The organism is Streptomyces sp. NPDC021356 (assembly GCF_040641015.1).
In the GTDB taxonomy this organism is placed as follows: Bacteria; Actinomycetota; Actinomycetes; order Streptomycetales; family Streptomycetaceae; genus Streptomyces.
Window position 1 is genome coordinate 193,073 of the sequence record NZ_JBFACU010000006.1, and the last position, 18,612, is coordinate 211,684.

Annotated in this window: 12 protein-coding genes; 3 read left to right on the forward strand and 9 right to left on the reverse strand. The window is 69.7% G+C overall.

Going from position 1 to position 18,612, the window contains the following annotated elements; translation table 11 throughout:
- Nucleotides 1-6: 6 nt before the first annotated feature.
- Nucleotides 7-2,556 (reverse strand): murein biosynthesis integral membrane protein MurJ, encoded by a 2,550-nt coding sequence (gene murJ / locus AB0G56_RS10215; protein ID WP_360966518.1) that lies wholly within the window; start codon nucleotides 2,554-2,556, stop codon nucleotides 7-9.
- Between the two features lie 45 nt (nucleotides 2,557-2,601).
- Nucleotides 2,602-5,181: a DUF6049 family protein gene (locus tag AB0G56_RS10220; protein WP_360966521.1), complete on the reverse strand. Its 2,580-nt coding sequence runs from the start codon at nucleotides 5,179-5,181 to the stop codon at nucleotides 2,602-2,604.
- A gap of 259 nt (nucleotides 5,182-5,440) precedes the next feature.
- Here AB0G56_RS10220 and AB0G56_RS10225 point away from each other — a divergent pair, with 259 nt between their 5' ends.
- Complete coding sequence (locus AB0G56_RS10225) at nucleotides 5,441-6,883, forward strand: CCA tRNA nucleotidyltransferase (protein WP_360966524.1); 1,443 nt, start codon at nucleotides 5,441-5,443, stop codon at nucleotides 6,881-6,883.
- A gap of 158 nt (nucleotides 6,884-7,041) precedes the next feature.
- On the opposite strand, the gene AB0G56_RS10230 is transcribed toward AB0G56_RS10225, so the two are convergent.
- From AB0G56_RS10230 to AB0G56_RS10245, 4 genes are all read right to left on the reverse strand, one after another.
- Complete coding sequence (locus AB0G56_RS10230) at nucleotides 7,042-7,557, reverse strand: hypothetical protein (protein ID WP_360966527.1); 516 nt, start codon at nucleotides 7,555-7,557, stop codon at nucleotides 7,042-7,044.
- A 127-nt stretch (nucleotides 7,558-7,684) separates the two neighbouring features.
- Nucleotides 7,685-8,950, reverse strand: a complete 1,266-nt coding sequence (locus tag AB0G56_RS10235; RefSeq protein WP_360966529.1) for an MFS transporter — start codon at nucleotides 8,948-8,950, stop codon at nucleotides 7,685-7,687.
- A gap of 85 nt (nucleotides 8,951-9,035) precedes the next feature.
- Nucleotides 9,036-10,118 carry an inositol-3-phosphate synthase gene (locus AB0G56_RS10240; RefSeq protein WP_360966532.1) on the reverse strand — a complete coding sequence of 361 codons (1,083 nt, stop codon included), beginning with the start codon at nucleotides 10,116-10,118 and terminating at the stop codon, nucleotides 9,036-9,038.
- Between the two features lie 44 nt (nucleotides 10,119-10,162).
- Nucleotides 10,163-10,843, reverse strand: a complete 681-nt coding sequence (locus AB0G56_RS10245; RefSeq protein ID WP_360966535.1) for a PadR family transcriptional regulator — start codon at nucleotides 10,841-10,843, stop codon at nucleotides 10,163-10,165.
- Between the two features lie 399 nt (nucleotides 10,844-11,242).
- On the opposite strand from AB0G56_RS10245, the gene AB0G56_RS10250 reads away from it, so the two are divergent.
- Together AB0G56_RS10250 and AB0G56_RS10255 are read left to right on the forward strand one after the other, a co-directional pair.
- The gene (locus AB0G56_RS10250; RefSeq protein ID WP_360966538.1) at nucleotides 11,243-13,993 is read left to right on the forward strand and encodes a transglycosylase domain-containing protein; all 2,751 of its coding nucleotides are present in this window, start codon (nucleotides 11,243-11,245) and stop codon (nucleotides 13,991-13,993) included.
- A gap of 147 nt (nucleotides 13,994-14,140) precedes the next feature.
- Entirely contained in the window at nucleotides 14,141-15,658 is a 1,518-nt protein-coding gene (locus AB0G56_RS10255) for a glycosyltransferase 87 family protein (protein ID WP_360966541.1), read from the forward strand.
- A gap of 81 nt (nucleotides 15,659-15,739) precedes the next feature.
- On the opposite strand, the gene AB0G56_RS10260 is transcribed toward AB0G56_RS10255, so the two are convergent.
- From AB0G56_RS10260 to AB0G56_RS10270, 3 genes are all read right to left on the reverse strand, one after another.
- Nucleotides 15,740-16,771 (reverse strand): alanine racemase, encoded by a 1,032-nt coding sequence (locus AB0G56_RS10260; RefSeq protein WP_360966543.1) that lies wholly within the window; start codon nucleotides 16,769-16,771, stop codon nucleotides 15,740-15,742.
- Between the two features lie 81 nt (nucleotides 16,772-16,852).
- On the reverse strand, nucleotides 16,853-17,974 hold the full coding sequence (locus AB0G56_RS10265) for a peptidoglycan bridge formation glycyltransferase FemA/FemB family protein (RefSeq protein ID WP_360966546.1): 1,122 nt from the start codon (nucleotides 17,972-17,974) through the stop codon (nucleotides 16,853-16,855).
- Between the two features lie 209 nt (nucleotides 17,975-18,183).
- Nucleotides 18,184-18,507, reverse strand: coding sequence for a hypothetical protein (locus tag AB0G56_RS10270; protein ID WP_360966549.1), 324 nt, complete (start codon nucleotides 18,505-18,507; stop codon nucleotides 18,184-18,186).
- Nucleotides 18,508-18,612: the final 105 nt, after the last annotated feature.

Consider the following 18,612-nt stretch of genomic DNA (forward strand, 5'->3'; position numbering starts at 1 on the left):
CCCGCCTCAACGTCCCAGCCGTCCGCGGACCATGCCCACGAGCGAGTTGAGTTCCTCGATCCGCATGCGGCGGGCGGCGACGAAGAAGATGCCGAGCAGCAGGGCCCCGCCCGCCACCAGCGCGGCGAACGAGCCGACGACGCCCTGGCCGAGGGCGTGGCCGATCTCGTAGCAGGCCGCGCCGCTGACGAGTGCCGCCGGCACCGCGGCGATGCACAGCCGCGCGTAGGTCCGCAGGACACGGGAGCCGTCGAGGTCGCCGCCGAGCCGCTTGCGCAGCCGGCTCCAGGCGACGCCCACACCGATGGCGTAGGCGAGGCCGTACGCGGCGGACATGCCGATCACGGACCAGCGGGCCGGGAGCAGGAAGTAACACAGTGCGGAGGCGCCCGCGTTGACCGCGGCCACGATGACCGTGTTGTAGAAGGGCGTCCGGGTGTCCTCGTAGGCGTAGAAGGCGCGCAGGACGACGTACTGGACGGAGTACGGGATGAGGCCCAGGGCGAAGGCCATGAGCATGTAGCCCATGTTGGTGGCCTCCCCGGTGCCCGAGGAGCCGAAGATCAGCGTGCACATCGGGATGCCGAGCGAGACGAAGCCGAAGGCGATCGGCACGATCGCGACCGCCGTGGTGCGCAGGCCCTGCGAGATGTCGTCGCGGACGGCACCGGTGTCGTCCTCGTGCGCCGAGCGGGAGATCCGGGGCAGCAGGGCGGCCATCAGGGAGACGGTGATGATGGCCTGCGGCAGGCCCCAGATCAGCTGGGCGTTGGCGTAGGCGGCGTAGCCGGTGCCCTGGACCGGCGAGCTCTTGCCCGCAGCGGTGGACAGCCGGGTCACGACGACGTTGCCGGCCTGGTTGGCGAGCACGAACAGCAGCGTCCACTTGGCCAGGGTCGCGGCCTTGCCGAGCCCGTGTCCCCGCCAGTCGAAACGCAGCCGCAGCCGGAAGCCGGTCTCACGGAGGTAAGGGATCATGGCCAGGGCCTGGACGGCCAGACCGAGCAGGATGCCCACCCCGAGGAGTCGCTGGCCCTCCGGCGGGATGCTCGCCACGCCCATCCCGGAGTGGGCGGCGGTGCCGTACACCCAGATGAACGTGCCGAGCGTCACGATGATGACGATGTTGTTCAGGACGGGCGTCCACATCATCGCGCCGAACTTCCCGCGCGCGTTGAGAACCTGCCCCATCACCACGTGGATGCCCATGAAGAAGATCGAGGGAACGAAGTAGCGGGCGAAGGTGATGCCGACCTGGTTGGCCGCCGGATCGCCCGCCACCGACGGGGACAGCAGGCGGATCAGGAGGGGCGCGGCGACGACCGCGACGACGGTGAGGGCGCCCAGCGCGACCATGACCAGTGTCAGCAGCCGGTTGGCGTAGGCCTCGCCGTTGTCGTCGTCATCCTTCATCGCCCGGACGAGCTGCGGCACGAAGACCGAGTTGAGGCCGCCACCGACCGTCAGGACGTAGATCATCGTCGGCAGCTGGTAGGCGATCTGGAAGGTGTCGCCGAGCAGGCCGACGCCGAGTGCGGAGACGATCATCGCGGAGCGGATGAAGCCCGTGAGCCGGGAGACCATGGTGCCGGCCGCCATCACGGCGCTCGACTTCAGCAGCCCCGACGCCTTTCCGCCCTTCTTCGCCGCCGGCGCGGGCGCGGGTGCGGCGGCGGGTGCCTCGGCGACGGTCCGGGCAGCGCCCGCAGCCGGAGCGTACGGACTCATCGGGCCCTGGCCGGCGGCTGGGGCCGGGGCGGGGCCTGGCACGGAGGGCGGGTCGATGGGCGGATACCCGCCCATGTCCTGTGGGAGCTGGTAGCCCTGCTGGTCGGACGGCTGGTAGCGCTGCTGGTCGGAGGCCTGATAGCTCTGCCGGTCGGGGGTCTGGTAGCCCTGCTGGTCCACGGGCGGATAGCCCTGCTGGTCCACGGGCGGATAGCCCTGCTGGTCCACGGGCGGATAGCCCTGCTGGCCCTGGTAAGCGGGCTGCCCTGGCGCCTGGTAGCCGTTCTGGCGGGGGTCGTAGCCGTACGGTCCGGGGTCCTGGTAGTTCTGGTGGGCGGCCTGCCGGGGGTCCTGGGGGTAGCCGCCCTGCTGCTGGTCCCGGAAGAGGTGGGCGAAGGCGTCCGGCTCGTGCTGCTCCTCGCCGGAGTGGGTGACGAGGTCGTCCACGCCGACGAACTGGGTGGTGCGGGGGTCCTCGCCGTACGGCAGGTACTGGGTGGTGGCCGACGGCTCGGGCGGCGGGGTCTGGGCCCAGACCTGAGGGTCGGGTGCGTAGGGCGAGGGCGGCGGGCTGCCGTACAGCGGCTGCTGCGGCTCGTACGTGCCGGGAGGCGGGGGCGGGTGCGCGGCACGGTCGTACAGTGCCTCGCCGACCGGGTCCTGGGCTGTGAGGTCCTGCGCCCGGTACGGGTCCTCGGTGTAGGCGTCCTGGAGGTACATGTCCGCGGGAGGCTGCTGGGGCACCTGGCCGTGCTCGGGCGGCGGGGCGCCGGGGTGGCCCGAGCTGCCCGCGGCCTGGCCGCGGTCACCGTCGTACGGCGCGTTCATGGTTACCCCACCTCATCGTCCCGGGCCCTCCGGGCCACGACATCCTCAACGGTCCACTTTCTCACCCGTGCCGGACGGGTCGGCGCTTTCGGATGCGGTGTCCGGTGTCGGGTCACTCGGCTGCTCCCGGTCCTGTGCGGGGGTCCGGGGGCCCGACTCCTGTGTGAGACGTGCCGCGGGGCCTGCGGGGTTCTCCGGACCGGAGGCCCCGGTGGCGTCCGCCGCGTCATCGGTCGCCGCGGCGGGGCCCTGAGCGTCCCGTGAGCCCCGCCTGGTCTCGGGGTCCTCGGGGTTCTGCGCTTCGTCGGGGTCGTCGGGGTCGTCGGGGTCGTCGGAGGCGTCGGGGCCGTCCGAGTCCTCGGCGTCCTCGGCGTCCTCGGCGTCCTCGGCGTCCTCGGCGTCCTGCGTGTCCGAGGGGTCCTGCTTCTCCTCCCGGGCCGCCGCGCGCTTGCGCTGGGTGTACATGCGGAAACCGGCGAGCACGAGCAACAGGACGCCGCCGCCGATGACGAGCATGACGGTGGCGGTGACCTCGGTGACCTTCACGTCGAAGGTGACGGGTGCGCCGTACTCCTGGCCGTCCTGCGTGTACAGCTGGGCGATCACCGTCACCGGGCCGTTGGCGTTGGCCGACGTGGTGAACTTCACGGACTGGCTGTGCCCGCCGGAGACGGCGATCGGCTGCTCCGCGTAGGCCTTGCCGCCGATCTTCAGGCGGGTGGGGTTGGTCGAGGTGAGCCGCAGCACCAGGTGGTCGACGCCCTGCACCAGGTTGTTCTGCACGGTCACGGGGATCGTCGCGCTGTGACCGGAGAGCTTGGTCTCCGACTTGTCGATGAGTCTGACCTCTCCGGAGAGGTCGTCGAGGTAGCCCCTCACCCCGTCCCGGAAGCTTTCTGCCGCGCTCCCGCGGCCACGCCAGGACGTGGACATCTCCCGGTTCAGGGCGCGACCGAAGGGTGTGACGACCCGGGAGGCGTAGGTGAGGACGACCTGGAAGTTGTCGACCTTGTCCTGCGTCGTGGCGATCTCGGCGAAGGCCGGCCGCCGCAGCTCCTGCCGGCGCAGCGAGGACGGGTAGTCCGATGTCGAGGGGACCTTCGTCGTGGCCCCGGGGTCCGGCTTGGCCTTGGCGGCCGCGGCCAGGTCCTGGGCCTGGGACCAGGTGCCCTGCTGGAGGGCGAGCAGTGCCTGCGCCATGGCTTGGGCCTGGCTGGTGCTGGGCATGCGCTGCGGGGCGACGACGATGCTGCGCTGCTTGCTCGTCTGGCCGTCGAGTTCGAGGCTCTGGGCGAGGAAGCGCTGCACGGCGAGCGTGCTGGCACCGGCTTGCGACAGGTCGCCCTCGAACGCGGTCGACAGGCGGGCGTCGGCGACGACAGCGGTGGTTCCGCCGCCGATCGGCCGGGCGGCGGAGGGGGTGTAGGTCAGGTTGTCCGGTTCCTCGAGGCTGTCGCTGCGCGCGATGACCTTGTCGGCGCCGGCGGAGGTGGCGACCCTGACGATCGACGGGTCGACGGCACCGTTCACCGGCCAGGCGAAGTCCGTGGCCGGTTTCACGTGGAGCACCGTCTCCACCGTGCTGGCGGCGACGTCCGTGGCGTCCTTGAGCTGGCTCAGGGAGCCGGAGACGCTGGTGCCCCGGTGGGCGAGTGCGGCCAGGTCGGGGTCGGCGAACGGCAGCGCGACGACCTCCTTGCCCGCGACCGCTTGCTGCAGCTCGGCGAGCCACTGCTTGGCCACCGCCTGGTGGGTTCCGGCGACCGGGGTGGCGGAGGCGTCCGTACGGACCTGGTAGTTGCGGGTCATGGCGTCGACGGACGCCAGCAGGTCCGGGTCGATCACCCAGGTGACGTCGAGGTCCTTGCCCAGGGCGAGCATCCGCTCCAGCCGGCCGCCGGGGGCCAGGTCCTTGGCGAGGTCGTCGTTGAGGAAGACCGGCGTCTGCAGTTCGCCGGGCCCTGTCTCCGCCGTCATGTGGACGGTGGAGACGAGTGGCCACAGGAAGGTCGTCCTCGTCTTCGTGTCCGCCTCGGAGGGCTGCCACGGCAGGAACGTGTGCTGGATGCCCAGTACCTGCTCCCACTGCTGGGCGGAGGTCTGACCCGACAGGGAGACGGAGAACTCGTAGACGCCGTCGGCGCCGAGATCCAGCTTGGCGGCCGGGACGGAGATGCTGAAGTGCTGGGCCACTCCGGGCGCCAGCGTGGCGAACTTCTGCGTGTACTTGCCGCCGAGTTCCGCGCCGTCGGCACCGAACTCGAAGTCGGTGCGCTGCGCGACGGCGTCGATCTCGGAGCGGGTGTCCAGGTGCGGCCCCACTCGCAGTCCGACGTGGGCGCCGGTGACCGGCTGCCTGCCCTTGTTCGTCACGGTGCCCGAGACGGTCACGGTGTCCCCTTCGGAGGGGACGCTGGGGGTGAGGGCGTCGAGGGACACCGCCACCGTGCGCGAGCCGGAGGCCGCCCGGGGGGCCTCGGGGACGGCGGCGTGCGCGGCCGGGGCGGCGGAGAGCTGCAGCAGCCCGGCCAGCAGGGGCGCCGCGGCGAGCAGTGCCCCTGCCCGCCGCAGCCAGCGGCGGGCAGGTGAGGGACTGGTCCCCAGGAAGTCTGCCGCCTCGGCCACGCGCTCGCCCGTCCCTCGTCGTCAGTGGTCGTCGGAATGTGCGTCCACGCATGGTAACGAGGTGCGCGGAGCGGAAGTGCCGCGGAGGAGGCCACAAGATCGGCAAGAAACGGGGGCGCGCCCCTGGATATGCGCGTATCCACGGATGCTGTTCATTACGTCACGATGGGGTGGACTTGAGAGGGTGAACAGCGGACCGAGCCCCCGCGGCAATCCGGACGACACGGCGGGGCCGCCTGGACACGTACCCTCTTCTGTTGTGCCGAACGCCAACGATGACACTCCCCCTGCCCTGAGCCAGGTGCAGCAGCGCGCGGTCAGCGAGCTGCTGCGGGTGGCCCCTGTCGCCGACGACCTCGCACGCCGTTTCCAGGAGGCCGGGTTCGCGCTCGCCCTGGTCGGCGGCTCCGTCCGGGACGCGCTGCTCGGCCGGCTCGGCAACGACCTGGACTTCACGACCGACGCGCGTCCCGAGGACGTACTGAAGATCGTGCGGCCGTGGGCGGACGCCGTGTGGGAGGTCGGGATCGCCTTCGGCACGGTGGGCGTGCAGAAGGACGGCTACCAGATCGAGGTGACGACCTACCGGTCGGAGGCGTACGACCGCACCTCGCGCAAGCCGGAGGTGTCGTACGGCGACACCATCGAGGAGGACCTCGTCCGTCGCGACTTCACGGTGAACGCGATGGCCGTGGCACTGCCGGAGAAGAGGTTCGTCGACCCGCACGGCGGTCTCGACGACCTCGCGGCACGGGTGCTGCGTACGCCGGGCACGCCGGAGGAGTCCTTCTCCGACGACCCGCTGCGCATGATGCGGGCCGCGCGTTTCGCCGCCCAGCTCGATTTCGAGGTCGGTCCCGAGGTCGTCACGGCGATGACGGAGATGGCCGGGCGTATCGAGATCGTCTCCGCCGAGCGGGTGCGGGACGAGCTGAACAAGCTGATCCTGTCCGCGTACCCGCGCAAGGGCCTGACGCTGCTCGTGGACACCGGTCTCGCCGCGCGGGTGCTGCCCGAGCTGCCCGCACTGCGACTGGAGCGGGACGAGCACCACCGGCACAAGGACGTCTACGACCACACGCTGATCGTGCTGGAGCAGGCGATCGCCCTGGAGGAGACGGGGCCCGACCTCACCCTGCGGCTGGCCGCGCTGCTGCACGACATCGGCAAACCGCGTACGCGCCGCTTCGAGGAGGACGGCCGGGTCTCCTTCCACCACCACGAGGTGGTCGGCGCGAAGATGACCAAGAAGCGTATGACCGCTCTGAAGTACTCCAACGAGTTGGTGAAGGACGTCTCGCGCCTGGTCGAGCTGCATCTGCGCTTCCACGGTTACGGCACCGGCGAGTGGACGGACTCGGCGGTCCGCCGCTACGTGCGCGACGCCGGCCCGCTCCTCGACCGGCTCCACAAGCTGACCCGCTCCGACTGCACCACCCGGAACAAGCGCAAGGCGGTCGCGCTGTCCCGCGCGTACGACGGGCTGGAGGAGCGCATCGCCCAGCTCCAGGAGCAGGAGGAGCTGGACGCCATCCGTCCGGACCTGGACGGCAACCAGATCATGGAGATCCTGGGCGTCGCACCCGGCCCGGCCGTCGGACGTGCCTACCAGCATCTGCTGGAGTTGCGTCTGGAGAACGGCCCGATGGAGCACGACGCGGCCGTGGCGGCCCTCAAGGAGTGGTGGTCCCAGCAGGACTGAGGCCAAGCGCCGAAGACATGTGAAGGGGTGGGTGTTTCACGTGAAACACCCACCCCTTCACGCAGGCTCCGCGAAGCCGAAGCCGGCGAAGGGCCGGTGTTTCACGTGAAACACCGGCCCTTCGCCCTGCACCGAACTCACCTGTGCCGATCGGAGCCCTACTTGACGTCCTTCAGGCAGAGCACCACGTCGTGACCGCCGCCGTACTGGACGTAGGAGATCGTCGCGTCCGTGACGGTCTTGCACTTGTCCTCATCGGTGGAACCGTCGAACTTCTGGACCACCTTGTACTGCGCCTTGTCGGACGAGCAGTCGACCTCCTTGAGGTCGGCCTTGGTCATCGTGCCGTCGTTGTGCATGCACGAGCCCACCGATGTGGTCTCCGCGTCGTCGCGGCCCAGGAACCAGCCCAGTCCCAGGGCGCCGCCGAACTTCAGCAGGCCGAGGAGGACCACGACGACGACGCCGCCGACGACGCGCAGCACCTTCTTGCCGCCGCGCCTCGCCGGTGCGGGCGGCGGCACCGGAGCACCCTGCTGCGGGAAGGGGGCGTACGGCTGCTGGGGCGGGTACGGCTGCTGAGGGACGCCGGGCTGGCCGGGCTGCTGCCCCAAGGGCGCGGTGGGGGCCTGGGCGTACGGATTCTGGCCCTGGGGCGGCGGCGGAGTGGTCACTTGGGGGTCCCCCTAGAACATAGGCACGATGACGCGAACATGGCGTCGAAATAAGACGCACGTAAGCTACAGGGCCCCGCTGACATTCCCTGTACCTCTCGAAGGCTCTGTGGCTTTGATGTGACACTTACCGGTGTTCGAATCGGGTCATAGCCACAGCAACCGCTCCGTAGATCACGGCAACCGTGATCACCAGGGGCGCCGATCGCCCGTCCGGCGGCAGCATCACGGCGGCGACGGCCGCCGCGCCCACGAACGCGACGTTGAACAGCACGTCGTAAACGGAAAAGATCCGGCCGCGGAAGCCGTCCTCGACGCAGGACTGCACGACCGTGTCCGTGGCGATCTTCGCGCCCTGCGTGGTGAGACCGAGCACGAAGGCCGCGAGCACCAGCGGGCCGGTGGCGAACGGCAGGCCGAGAGCGGGTTCGAGTACCGCGGCCGAGCCGGCGCACACGGCGATCCAGTGGGCGGGGCCGCCGAGCGCCCCGGCTGCCCACGGGGTCAGGACCGCCGCGGCGAAGAATCCGGCGCCGGACGCGCCGAGCGCCAGACCGAGCACGCGCAGTCCGGCGTCCGGGGCCGACGTCAGGCCGTAGCGGCAGAGCATCAGCACCATGACCGTCAGCGCGCCGTAGCAGAACCGCATCAGCGTCATCGCGCCCAGCGCCCGGGCGGCGGCCCGGCGCGGCGGCGTGCCGAGGTGGCGCACACCGGCCAGCAGGTCCCGCACGGTGCCGGTCAGTGCGGCGCCCAGCCGGGGCCGGGCCGTCCTTCGGTCGGGGCCGAGCAGGTCCGGGGCCATGAGCAGGGAGACGAGGCCGGCACACAGGTAGAGGACGGCGCCCAGCAGCACCACGGCGGCGTCGGAGTCCGCCCCGGCCAGGCGCAGGGCGAAGGCGAGGCCGCCGCCTCCGAACGCGGCGAGGGAGCCCGCGGTCGGCGACAGCGAGTTGGCCACCACCAGCCGCTCGGCGTCGACCACCCGCGGCAGCGCGGCGGACAGCCCGGCGAGGACGAAACGGTTCACGGCGGTGACACACAGCGCGGAGGCGTAGAACAGCCAGTCCGCGGCGCCCGCCGCCATCAGCACGGCGGTCGCGGCGGCCAGCACCGCCCGGGCGAGATTGCCGTGGAGGAAGACCTGTCGGCGCCGCCAGCGGTCCAGGAGGACACCGGCGAACGGGCCGACCAGGGAGTAGGGCAGCAGCAGCACCGCCATGGCGGAGGCGACCGCGGCGGCCGAGGCCTGGTGCTCGGGTGAGAAGACGACGTAGGCGGCGAGCGCGACCTGGTAGACCCCGTCGGCGCTTTGGGAGAACAGCCGTACGGCGAGCAGCCGTCTGAAGCCCCGCAGACGCAGCAGGACGCGCAGGTCACGGACGACGGCCATGGGGCACAGCCTCACATACGGGAGGGTCCCCGGGGCGATCGCCTCGGGGACCCTCTCAGCCCTGGCAGGAGCGTTCTGCGGGAGGTCAGCGCTCGACGTCGCCGCGGATGAACTTCTCGACGTTCTCCCGGGCCTCGTCGTCGAAGTACTGGACCGGCGGGGACTTCATGAAGTACGAGGACGCCGAGAGGATCGGGCCGCCGATGCCGCGGTCCTTGGCGATCTTCGCGGCGCGCAGCGCGTCGATGATGACGCCCGCGGAGTTCGGGGAGTCCCAGACCTCGAGCTTGTACTCAAGGTTCAGCGGGACGTCGCCGAAGGCACGGCCCTCGAGGCGGACGTAGGCCCACTTGCGGTCGTCGAGCCACGCGACGTAGTCGGACGGACCGATGTGGACGTTCTTCTCGCCGAGGTCCCGGTCGGGGATCTGGGAGGTGACGGCCTGCGTCTTGGAGATCTTCTTGGACTCCAGGCGCTCGCGCTCGAGCATGTTCTTGAAGTCCATGTTGCCGCCGACGTTCAGCTGCATCGTGCGGTCCAGGATGACGCCCCGGTCCTCGAACAGCTTCGCCATGACACGGTGCGTGATGGTGGCGCCGACCTGCGACTTGATGTCGTCGCCGACGATCGGGACGCCCGCCTCGGTGAACTTGTCCGCCCACTCCTTGGTGCCGGCGATGAAGACCGGGAGGGCGTTGACGAAGGCGACCTTGGCGTCGATGGCGCACTGGGCGTAGAACTTCGCCGCGTCCTCGGAGCCGACGGGCAGGTAGCAGACGAGGACGTCGACCTGCTTGTCCTTGAGGACCTGGACGATGTCGACCGGCTCCTCGGCGGACTCCTCGATGGTCTGGCGGTAGTACTTGCCGAGGCCGTCGAGGGTGTGGCCGCGCTGCACCGTCACACCGGTGGAGGGGACGTCGCAGATCTTGATGGTGTTGTTCTCGGAGGCGCCGATGGCGTCCGCGAGGTCCAGGCCGACCTTCTTCGCGTCGACGTCGAAGGCGGCGACGAACTCGACGTCACGCACGTGGTAGTCGCCGAACTGCACGTGCATGAGGCCGGGTACCTTGGTCGCCGGGTCGGCGTCCTTGTAGTACTCGACGCCCTGCACCAGCGATGCGGCGCAGTTGCCCACACCGACGATGGCTACGCGAACCGAACCCATTCCGGTTGCTCCCTGTGTGTACTCGGTGAAGCCCCGACGGGACCTCACGTGGCGGTGTCGCCGGGCGTATCCGGCCGGGAGGAATCTCCGGTCCGGGGCAGGCCGCCCGTCGCTCCATTGGTGGTGTCCTGCTGAGCGGGCCCCTCGGCGGACCCCTTGAGGTCCCGTCCGGCCCGCTCACTCTCGATGAGCTCGTTCAGCCAGCGCACTTCGCGCTCCACGGACTCCATCCCGTGGCGCTGGAGCTCGAGGGTGTAGTCGTCGAGGCGCTCTCTGGTGCGCGTGAGGGAGGCGCGCATCTTCTCCAGACGCTCCTCCAGCCGGCTGCGGCGGCCCTCCAGCACGCGCATGCGTACATCCCGCGAGGTCTGTCCGAAGAAGGCGAAGCGCGCGGCGAAGTGCTCGTCGTCGTACGCGTCGGGGCCCGTCTGGGAGAGCAGCTCCTCGAAGTGCTCCTTACCTTCCGCCGTCAGCCGGTAGACGATCTTTGCGCGGCGCCCGGTGAGCGGGGCGGCGAGGGCGTCCTCGGTGGTGTTCCCCGGTTCCTCGGTCAACCAGCCGTTCGCGACCAGCGTCTTGAGGCAGGGATAGAGCGTCCCGTAGCTGAACGCACGGAACACACCCAGAGACGTATTGAGCCGTTTGCGCAGCTCATAGCCGTGCATCGGGGACTCGCGGAGCAGGCCGAGTACGGCGAACTCAAGGATCCCGGAACGCCGGCCCATCGTCGCCTCCTTCCTGCCGCGACCCGGTGGCGGCGGATGCCGCACCGGGTGCCGTGACGGTCTTTATCTCAAGCTGATGTATCGACTCGATACATCCAGACGATAGAACGGCCCCGCCCATGCGACAAGAGGGGGCAGGGTGAACGGGATCACATCACCGTTTCGTTGGAGTCAAGTTGCCTGATTTGGGGTGAACTTCGGGGCCCGGGGGGTTTTGACGGTGCGTAGTCTGTCCGCCATGCACAACACCGGGAACCGAGTGACGCCTGGGGACGTCCTCGTCCCCGGTGCAGTACGGGTGAATGCGCGACCGACCACATCCGTACTTCGGGGGGACCGGAAACCAGCCGCTGTTTCCAGGCGCGCACGGGCGCGCCTGCCCGAGGAGTAAATCGTTCGATGAGCGAGCACCGTCGCAAACCGCCGCAGCCGCAGGGAGGCGGACGTGCCGCGGCCCGACGCGGCCAGTCCGGTTCGTCCTCCGGTCGCCGTGCGGCCCCGCGAGGCGCCACCGGGTCCTCTGCCGACTCCTACGAATCCGCCTCCGGGTCCACTTCCTACGGGTCGGGTTCCTACGGTGCGGGTCAGGAGGAGCGCCCCTACGGGGGCCGCGCCGAGGCCCGGCGGGCGGCGCAGAGGGGCGGCGGACGGCGCAGAGGAGGCGACTCGGGCGGCCCCGCGGGGCCCGGACGTGGCCGCGGACGGACGGCTCCGCCCGCCAAGAAGCGGTTCATCGACTACCCGCGCGCGGGCAAGTACGGCTGGCGGCGCTGGATGCCGTCCTGGAAGCTGATGACGGGGCTGTTCGTCGGCTTCGTCGGCAGCCTGGTGGCGGTCGCCGGCATCGGATACGCGATGGTGGCCATCCCGAACATCCAGAAGACCGCGACCGCCCAGAACAACGTCTACTACTGGGCCGACGGCAGCGAGATGGTGCGGACCGGCGGTGAGATCAACCGCCAGATCCTGAACTACTCGGACATCCCGAAGGACATGCGCTACGCGGTCATCTCGCAGGAGAACAAGACCTTCGAGACCGACAGCGGCATCGACCCCAAGGGCATCGCGCGTGCCGTGTTCAACATGGCCCGGGGCGGTCAGACCCAGGGCGGGTCCACCATCACCCAGCAGTACGTCAAGAACGCGATGCTGAACGACCAGTCGCAGACCGTCTCCCGCAAGTTCAAGGAGATCTTCGTCTCGATCAAGGTCGGTGCGAAGCTCCACAAGGAAGACATCATGGCGGGGTACCTCAACTCCTCCTACTACGGCCGCGGGGCCTACGGTCTCCAGGCGGCTTCGCGGGCGTACTTCAACAAGGACGCCAAGGAGCTGGACGCCGGGGAGTGCGCCTTCCTGGCGGCGGTGCTCAAGGGCGCCACGTACTACGACCCGGCCGGTTCGACGGCCATCGACCCGACGGCTACCGCCGAGGCCAACACCAAGCGCGTCACGCGCCAGATGCAGGACACGCTCGACAAGATGGTCGAGTACGGGCACCTCAGCGCCACGGAGCGGAACAAGTTCAGGTCGCTGCCCAAGTGGCAGAACCCGCGGTCCAACACCAGGATGAGCGGCCAGGTCGGCTATCTCGTCGACCTGGCCAAGTCCTACGTCGTCCACAACACCGACATCACCGCGGACAAGCTGCAGCAGGGCGGCTACCAGATCCACACGACCTTCGAGAAGGACAAGGTCGAGAAGCTCAAGACCGCGGTGGAGAAGGTCCAGAAGGCCAACATCAAGCCCAAGCTGCGCCCCAAGACCGACACGCACGTGCAGTTCGGCGGCGCCTCGGTGGACACCAAGACGGGTGCCATCAAGGCGATCTACGGCGGTGTGGACTGGACCAAGCACTTCACCGACAACGCGGACGCCACCGGTGCCCAGGTGGGTTCGACCTTCAAGCCGTTCGTCCTGGCGGCGGCCATGCGCGACGGTGTCCGTGACCCGCACGGGGGCGAGACACAGGGGCCGGACGAACGCACCCTGGTCTCTCCCAAGAGCCGGTTCAGCGGCAAGAACAAGCTCAAGATCAAGAACTACGACGGGAGTGTGTGGAAGAACGAGCAGGGCGAGGAGTGGCTCCAGACCAATGACGGCAACGACTCCCTCGGCTCTCCGCCCAAGTACATGATCGACCTGCGCGAGGCGATGCGGGAGTCGGTGAACTCCGCCTACGTCCAGCTCGGCATGGACGTGGGCCTGGACAAGGTCGAGAAGGCGGCGCTGGACGCGGGCCTGAAGAAGGACAGCCTGGCCGGCACGACGTTCCCGTCTTTCTCCATCGGTATCTCCGACCCCAGTGCCATCCGCATGGCGGGCGCGTACGCGACGTTCGCCACCAGCGGGAAGCAGAACGAGCCGTTCTCCGTCACCGAGGTCAAGAACCAGGACGGAACGGTCTACGAACACAAGAACACGCCCAAGCAGGCCTTCGAGGCCAACGTGGCGGACAACGTCACCGACGTCCTGAAGACCGTGGTCGAGAAGGGCACGGGTTCCAACGCCAAGCTGCCCGGGCGCGAGGTGGCCGGCAAGACCGGTACGACCGACGGCAACAAGTCCGCCTGGTTCGTGGGGTACACCCCGCAGCTGTCCACCGCGATCGGCATGTTCCGGCTGGACGACAACGAGAAGAACAAGTCGCGCACGTTCCTGGAGATGTACGGGACCGGTAACCAGAAGCAGATCCACGGTGCCTCGTTCCCGTCCGAGATCTGGCACGACTACATGATGGAGGCCCTCAAGGGCCAGCCGGCGGAGAAGTTCCCGACGCCCCAGCCCATCGGTGAGGTCGTCAACGCCGCACCCAGCATCACGCCCACCCCGTCGGCCACCGAGACCCAGCAGAACAGCCCGACGCCGTCGATCACGCCGAGCGAGCCGCAGGACAGCCCGCCCCCGTCCCCGCCGTCGCCCACGCAGTCGCACTGCGGCCTCTTCGGCTGCGAAGCCAACGGGGGACAGAACGGCGGCAACGGCGGCAACGGCGGCAACGGTGGCAACGGCGGCAACGGTGGCAACGGCGGCAACGGAGCCAACGGCGGCAACGGAGCCAACGGCGGCGACAGTGGTGATGGCGGCGGCCAGTCGGACGGAGGCGCAGGCTCCTCCCCCACGCCCACGAGGTCATCATGGTGGCAGTAGTGACAGCGACACAGGGCGAGGGCAGCTCATTGCCGAGCCGGCAATGAGCCGGAGCGCCGCCCCGCCGGGCCGTTTCACGTGAAACATGGGCCGCCGCATCCCCCGGGTGCGGCGGCCCACGGCGTATTCCCAGTCGCGTACGGCAGGATGTGCGGCATGTCCAGTGCTGAATCGACGCAAGCGAACGCGCAGGCGCCCGGCCCGGTCCGGCCGACCGAGGAGGACGAGGTCGCCGCCGCCGGCAGCGAGCTGATCGGCGGACCCGTCGGGCGGCACGCCCTCCTCGGGACGTCCTGGTGGACCCCGGTGCGGGTGGTCGCCCTCGTCGCGATCGGTGTGTTCGCCCTCGGCCTGGTCCAGAAGGCACCCTGCTACCACAGCGCCTGGTTCTTCGGCGCCAGCTCCCAGTACACGAAGGCCTGCTACTCGGACATCCCGCACCTCTACCAGGGGCGTGGTTTCGCCGACGGCCTCGTGCCCTACTTCGACAAGCTCACCGGCGACATGCCCTACCTGGAGTACCCGGTGCTGACCGGCGTCTTCATGGAGGCGGCCTCCTGGCTGACGCCCCACAGCGGAAGCATCCAGTACCAGGAGCGGTGGTACTGGATGGTCAACGCCGGCATGCTCATGGTGTGCGCGGCCGTCATCGCCGTCTGCGTGGTCCGCACCCACGCCCGGCGGCCGTGGGACGGACTGCTGGTCGCCCTGGCACCGGCCCTGGCGTTGACTGCCACGATCAACTGGGACCTGCTGGCGGTCGCGCTGACGGCGGCGGCCATGCTGATGTGGTCGCGGCGGCGTCCCCTCGCCTTCGGCGTCCTGCTCGGGCTCGCGACCGCTGCCAAGCTCTACCCGGTGCTGCTGCTCGGTCCGCTGTTCGTCCTGTGCTGGCGGGCCGGCAGGTGGTACGAGTACCGCAAGGCCCTGGGCGGCGCCGTTCTTGCCTGGCTCGTCGTCAACCTGCCGGTGATGGCCTTCGCCGGCGACGGCTGGTGGCAGTTCTACAACTTCAGCCATGACCGGGGCGTCGACTTCGGGTCCTTCTGGCTGATCTGGGCCCAGAACTCGACCGACCCGCCCAGCACGGACTTCGTGAACACCGTGGCCACCCTGCTGGTGCTGCTGTGCTCCCTGGGCATCGCGGCACTGACGCTCATGGCCCCCCGCCGGCCACGCTTCGCCCAGCTCGCCTTCCTGATGGTGGCGGTGTTCATCCTCACCAACAAGGTCTACTCGCCCCAGTACGTGCTGTGGCTGATTCCGCTGGCCGTGCTGGCGCGCCCCAAGTGGCGCGACTTCCTGATCTGGCAGGCCTGCGAGGTGGCGTACTTCCTCGGCATCTGGCTGTACCTCGCCTATACGACCAGCGGAGACGCCCACAAGGGCCTGCCGACCGACGGCTACCACTGGGCGATCGTCGTCCACCTGGCGGGAACCCTGTACCTGTGCGCGATCGTCGTGCGCGACATCCTCATGCCGGACCACGACGTGGTGCGCCGGGGCGGGGAGGACGACCCGTCGGGCGGTGTGCTCGGCGGTGCCGAGGACTTCTTCGTCCTGGGTACCGCCGCCCGGCCGGCGCGCCACGCGGCGCACGTCGAGGACGCCCCGGCCGAGTGGGGCGGCCCCCCGGAGACCGCCCTCGAAGACCGTTCGCTCTGAGCGAACCGGACCGGTCGCGTCATACGAGAGGCCGTACCCGACGGCTGCCGGGTACGGCCTCTCGCACGACCGCAAAGGCGCTCAGCGGTCCACGATCCGGTCGAACTGCGTGGTGGTGTGCCGCAGATGGGCCACGAGTTCGTCGCCGACCTTCGGCTCCGGCGCGTCCGACGGCACGAACAGGATCGAGACCTGCATGTGCGGCGGCTCGGCGAACCAGCGCTGCTTGGCACCCCACACGAACGGGGAGAGGTTCCGGTTCACGGTGGCGAGGCCGGCCCGTGCGACGCCCTTGGCCCGCGGCATGACGCCGTGCAGCGCCTTGGGAGCCTCCAGGCCCACGCCGTGCGACGTACCGCCCGCCACGACCACCAGGAAGCCGTCGGAGGCCGCCTTCTGCTGCCGGTAGCCGAAGCGGTCGCCCTTGGCCACACGCGTGACGTCCAGGACCGCGCCGCGGTACTCGGTGGCCTCGTGGTCGCCCAGCCACAACCGCGTGCCGATACGGGCGCGGAAGCGGGTCTGCGGGAACTGCTGCTGCAGCCGGGCGAGTTCCTCGGCCTTGAGGTGGCTGACGAACATGGTGTGCAGCGGAAGCCGGGCCGCACGCAGCCGGTCCATCCAGCCGATGACCTCCTCGACGGCGTCCGAGCCGTCGGTGCGGTCCAGCGGGAGATGGATGGCGAAGCCCTCCAGGCGGACGTTCTCGATGGCGGCGTGCAGCTGCGGCAGCTCCTGCTCGCTGACGCCGTGCCGCTTCATCGAGGACATCACCTCGATGACCACGCGGGCCCCGACGAGGCCGTACACGCCGTCGATGGAGGACACCGAGCGGATCACCCGGTCGGGCAGGGGCACCGGCTCCTCGCCGCGCCGGTAGGGCGTCAGCACCAGCAGGTCGCCGCCGAACCAGTCCTTGATCCGGGCGGCCTCGTACGTCGTGCCGACGGCGAGGACGTCGGAGCCCAGCCGGGTGGCCTCCTCCGCGAGCCGCTCGTGCCCGAAGCCGTAGCCGTTGCCCTTGCAGACCGGGACCAGCCCGGGGAACTGCTCCTGCACGTGCTTGTGATGCGCCCGCCAGCGCGCGGTGTCGACGTAGAGCGTGAGCGCCATGGCCGGACCTGGAACCTTTCTCGTGGCTGCGGTGTGTCAGAGGTTGAAGACTGTCGACGTCGTCGAACGAGGAACGCGCGGTCAGCGCCGCGACATGTAGATGTCGAGCGCCTTGTGGAGCAGCTTGTTCAGCGGGAAGTCCCACTCGCCGAGGTACTCGGCGGCCTGGCCGCCGGTGCCGACCTTGAACTGGATCAGGCCGAAGAGGTGGTCGGTCTCGTCCAGCGAGTCCGAGATGCCGCGCAGGTCGTAGACCGTGGCACCGAGCGCGTACGCGTCGCGCAGCATCCGCCACTGCATCGCGTTCGAGGGCCGGACCTCGCGGCCGATGTTGTCCGAGGCGCCGTAGGAGTACCAGACGTGCCCGCCGACGATGAGCATCGTCGCGGCCGCCAGGTTCACGCCGTTGTGCCGGGCGAAGTACAGCCGCATGCGGTTGGGGTCCTCGGAGTTGAGGGTCGTCCACATGCGCTGGAAGTACGACAGCGGCCGGGGCCGGAAGTGGTCGCGCACGGCCGTGATCTCGTACAGCCGCTGCCACTCCTCAAGGTCGTGATAGCCGCCCTGGACGACCTCGACGCCCGCCTTCTCGGCCTTCTTGATGTTGCGGCGCCACAGCTGGTTGAAGTTCTTGTGGACCTCTTCCAGGGACCGGTTGGCCAGCGGCACCTGGAAGACGTAACGCGGCTGCACGTCGCCGAAGCCGGCGCCGCCGTCCTCGCCCTGCTGCCAGCCCATGCGGCGCAGCTTGTCGGAGACCTCGAAGGCGCGCGGCTCGATGAAGTCGGCCTCCAGGTCGCGCAGACGCTTCACGTCCGCGTCCTGGATGCCCTTCTTGATGGTCTCGGAGTTCCAGCGCCGGATGACCACCGGCGGACCCATCTTCACCGAGAAGGCGCCCTGACGCTTCAGGTGCGCCAGCATCGGCTGGATCCAGTCGTCGAGATTGGGCGCGAACCAGTTGATGACCGGGCCTTCGGGCAGGTACGCGAGGTAGCGCTTGATCTTGGGCAGCTGGCGGTACAGGACGAGCCCGGCGCCGACCATCTCGCCTGTACGGTCATCGAACCAGCCGAGGCTCTCCGAGCGCCATTCCGCCTTGACGTCTGCCCAGGCCGGGACCTGCATGTGGCTCGCCGCCGGCAGGCTCTGGATGTAGGCCAGATGCTGCTCTCGACTGATGGTCCTCAGGGTCAGGCTCATTCGGGGCGCTCCTCGGGCTGGCGTGTCCCCATGGGTTCAGGGGCTCCGGCTCTCGCGCCGAAGCCTACTGCGCCAAGGGAGCGCGCAGACTGGCCGCACACCACCTTCGCACCGGCCTGTCGCCCGGCGCGGGCACGGCATACGGCGTCCGGGCGGCGCCCGCCGGGTCCGGCGGACGCCGCCCGTGTCGGGAGCGGCCGGGGCCGGCGTCAGCCGAAGAGGCCGCCGAAGAGACCGCCGTGCGCCATGCCGAGGAAGAACCCGATGGCGGAGGCCCCGAGACCGAGGATGAGGCCGAAGCGCTCGCGTGTCGTCACCGAGATCCACTGGCCGTACGCCCCGGTGAGGATGCCCATCAGCCCGGCCCAGGAGCTCAGCAGGTGCAGGCCGTGGAAGAGGAGCCCGGTGATGAAGGCGAGGATGCCCAGCACCAGGGTCACCGCGAGCAGTGTGTCCTGGAGGGGATGGGACTTGCCGTCCGTGGCGAAGAGGCCGTTGTTCGCGGCGGTGTTCGGTCGCATCGTCTGTGCCATGGGGCACCTCCTGCGAAAGGCAGCGCATCGTAGCGCCATGTACACCCGAGGTGTCCAGATTGCCGGGTTCTGCGCCCCGATTTCAACCGGAAGCGGGGGTGCGGG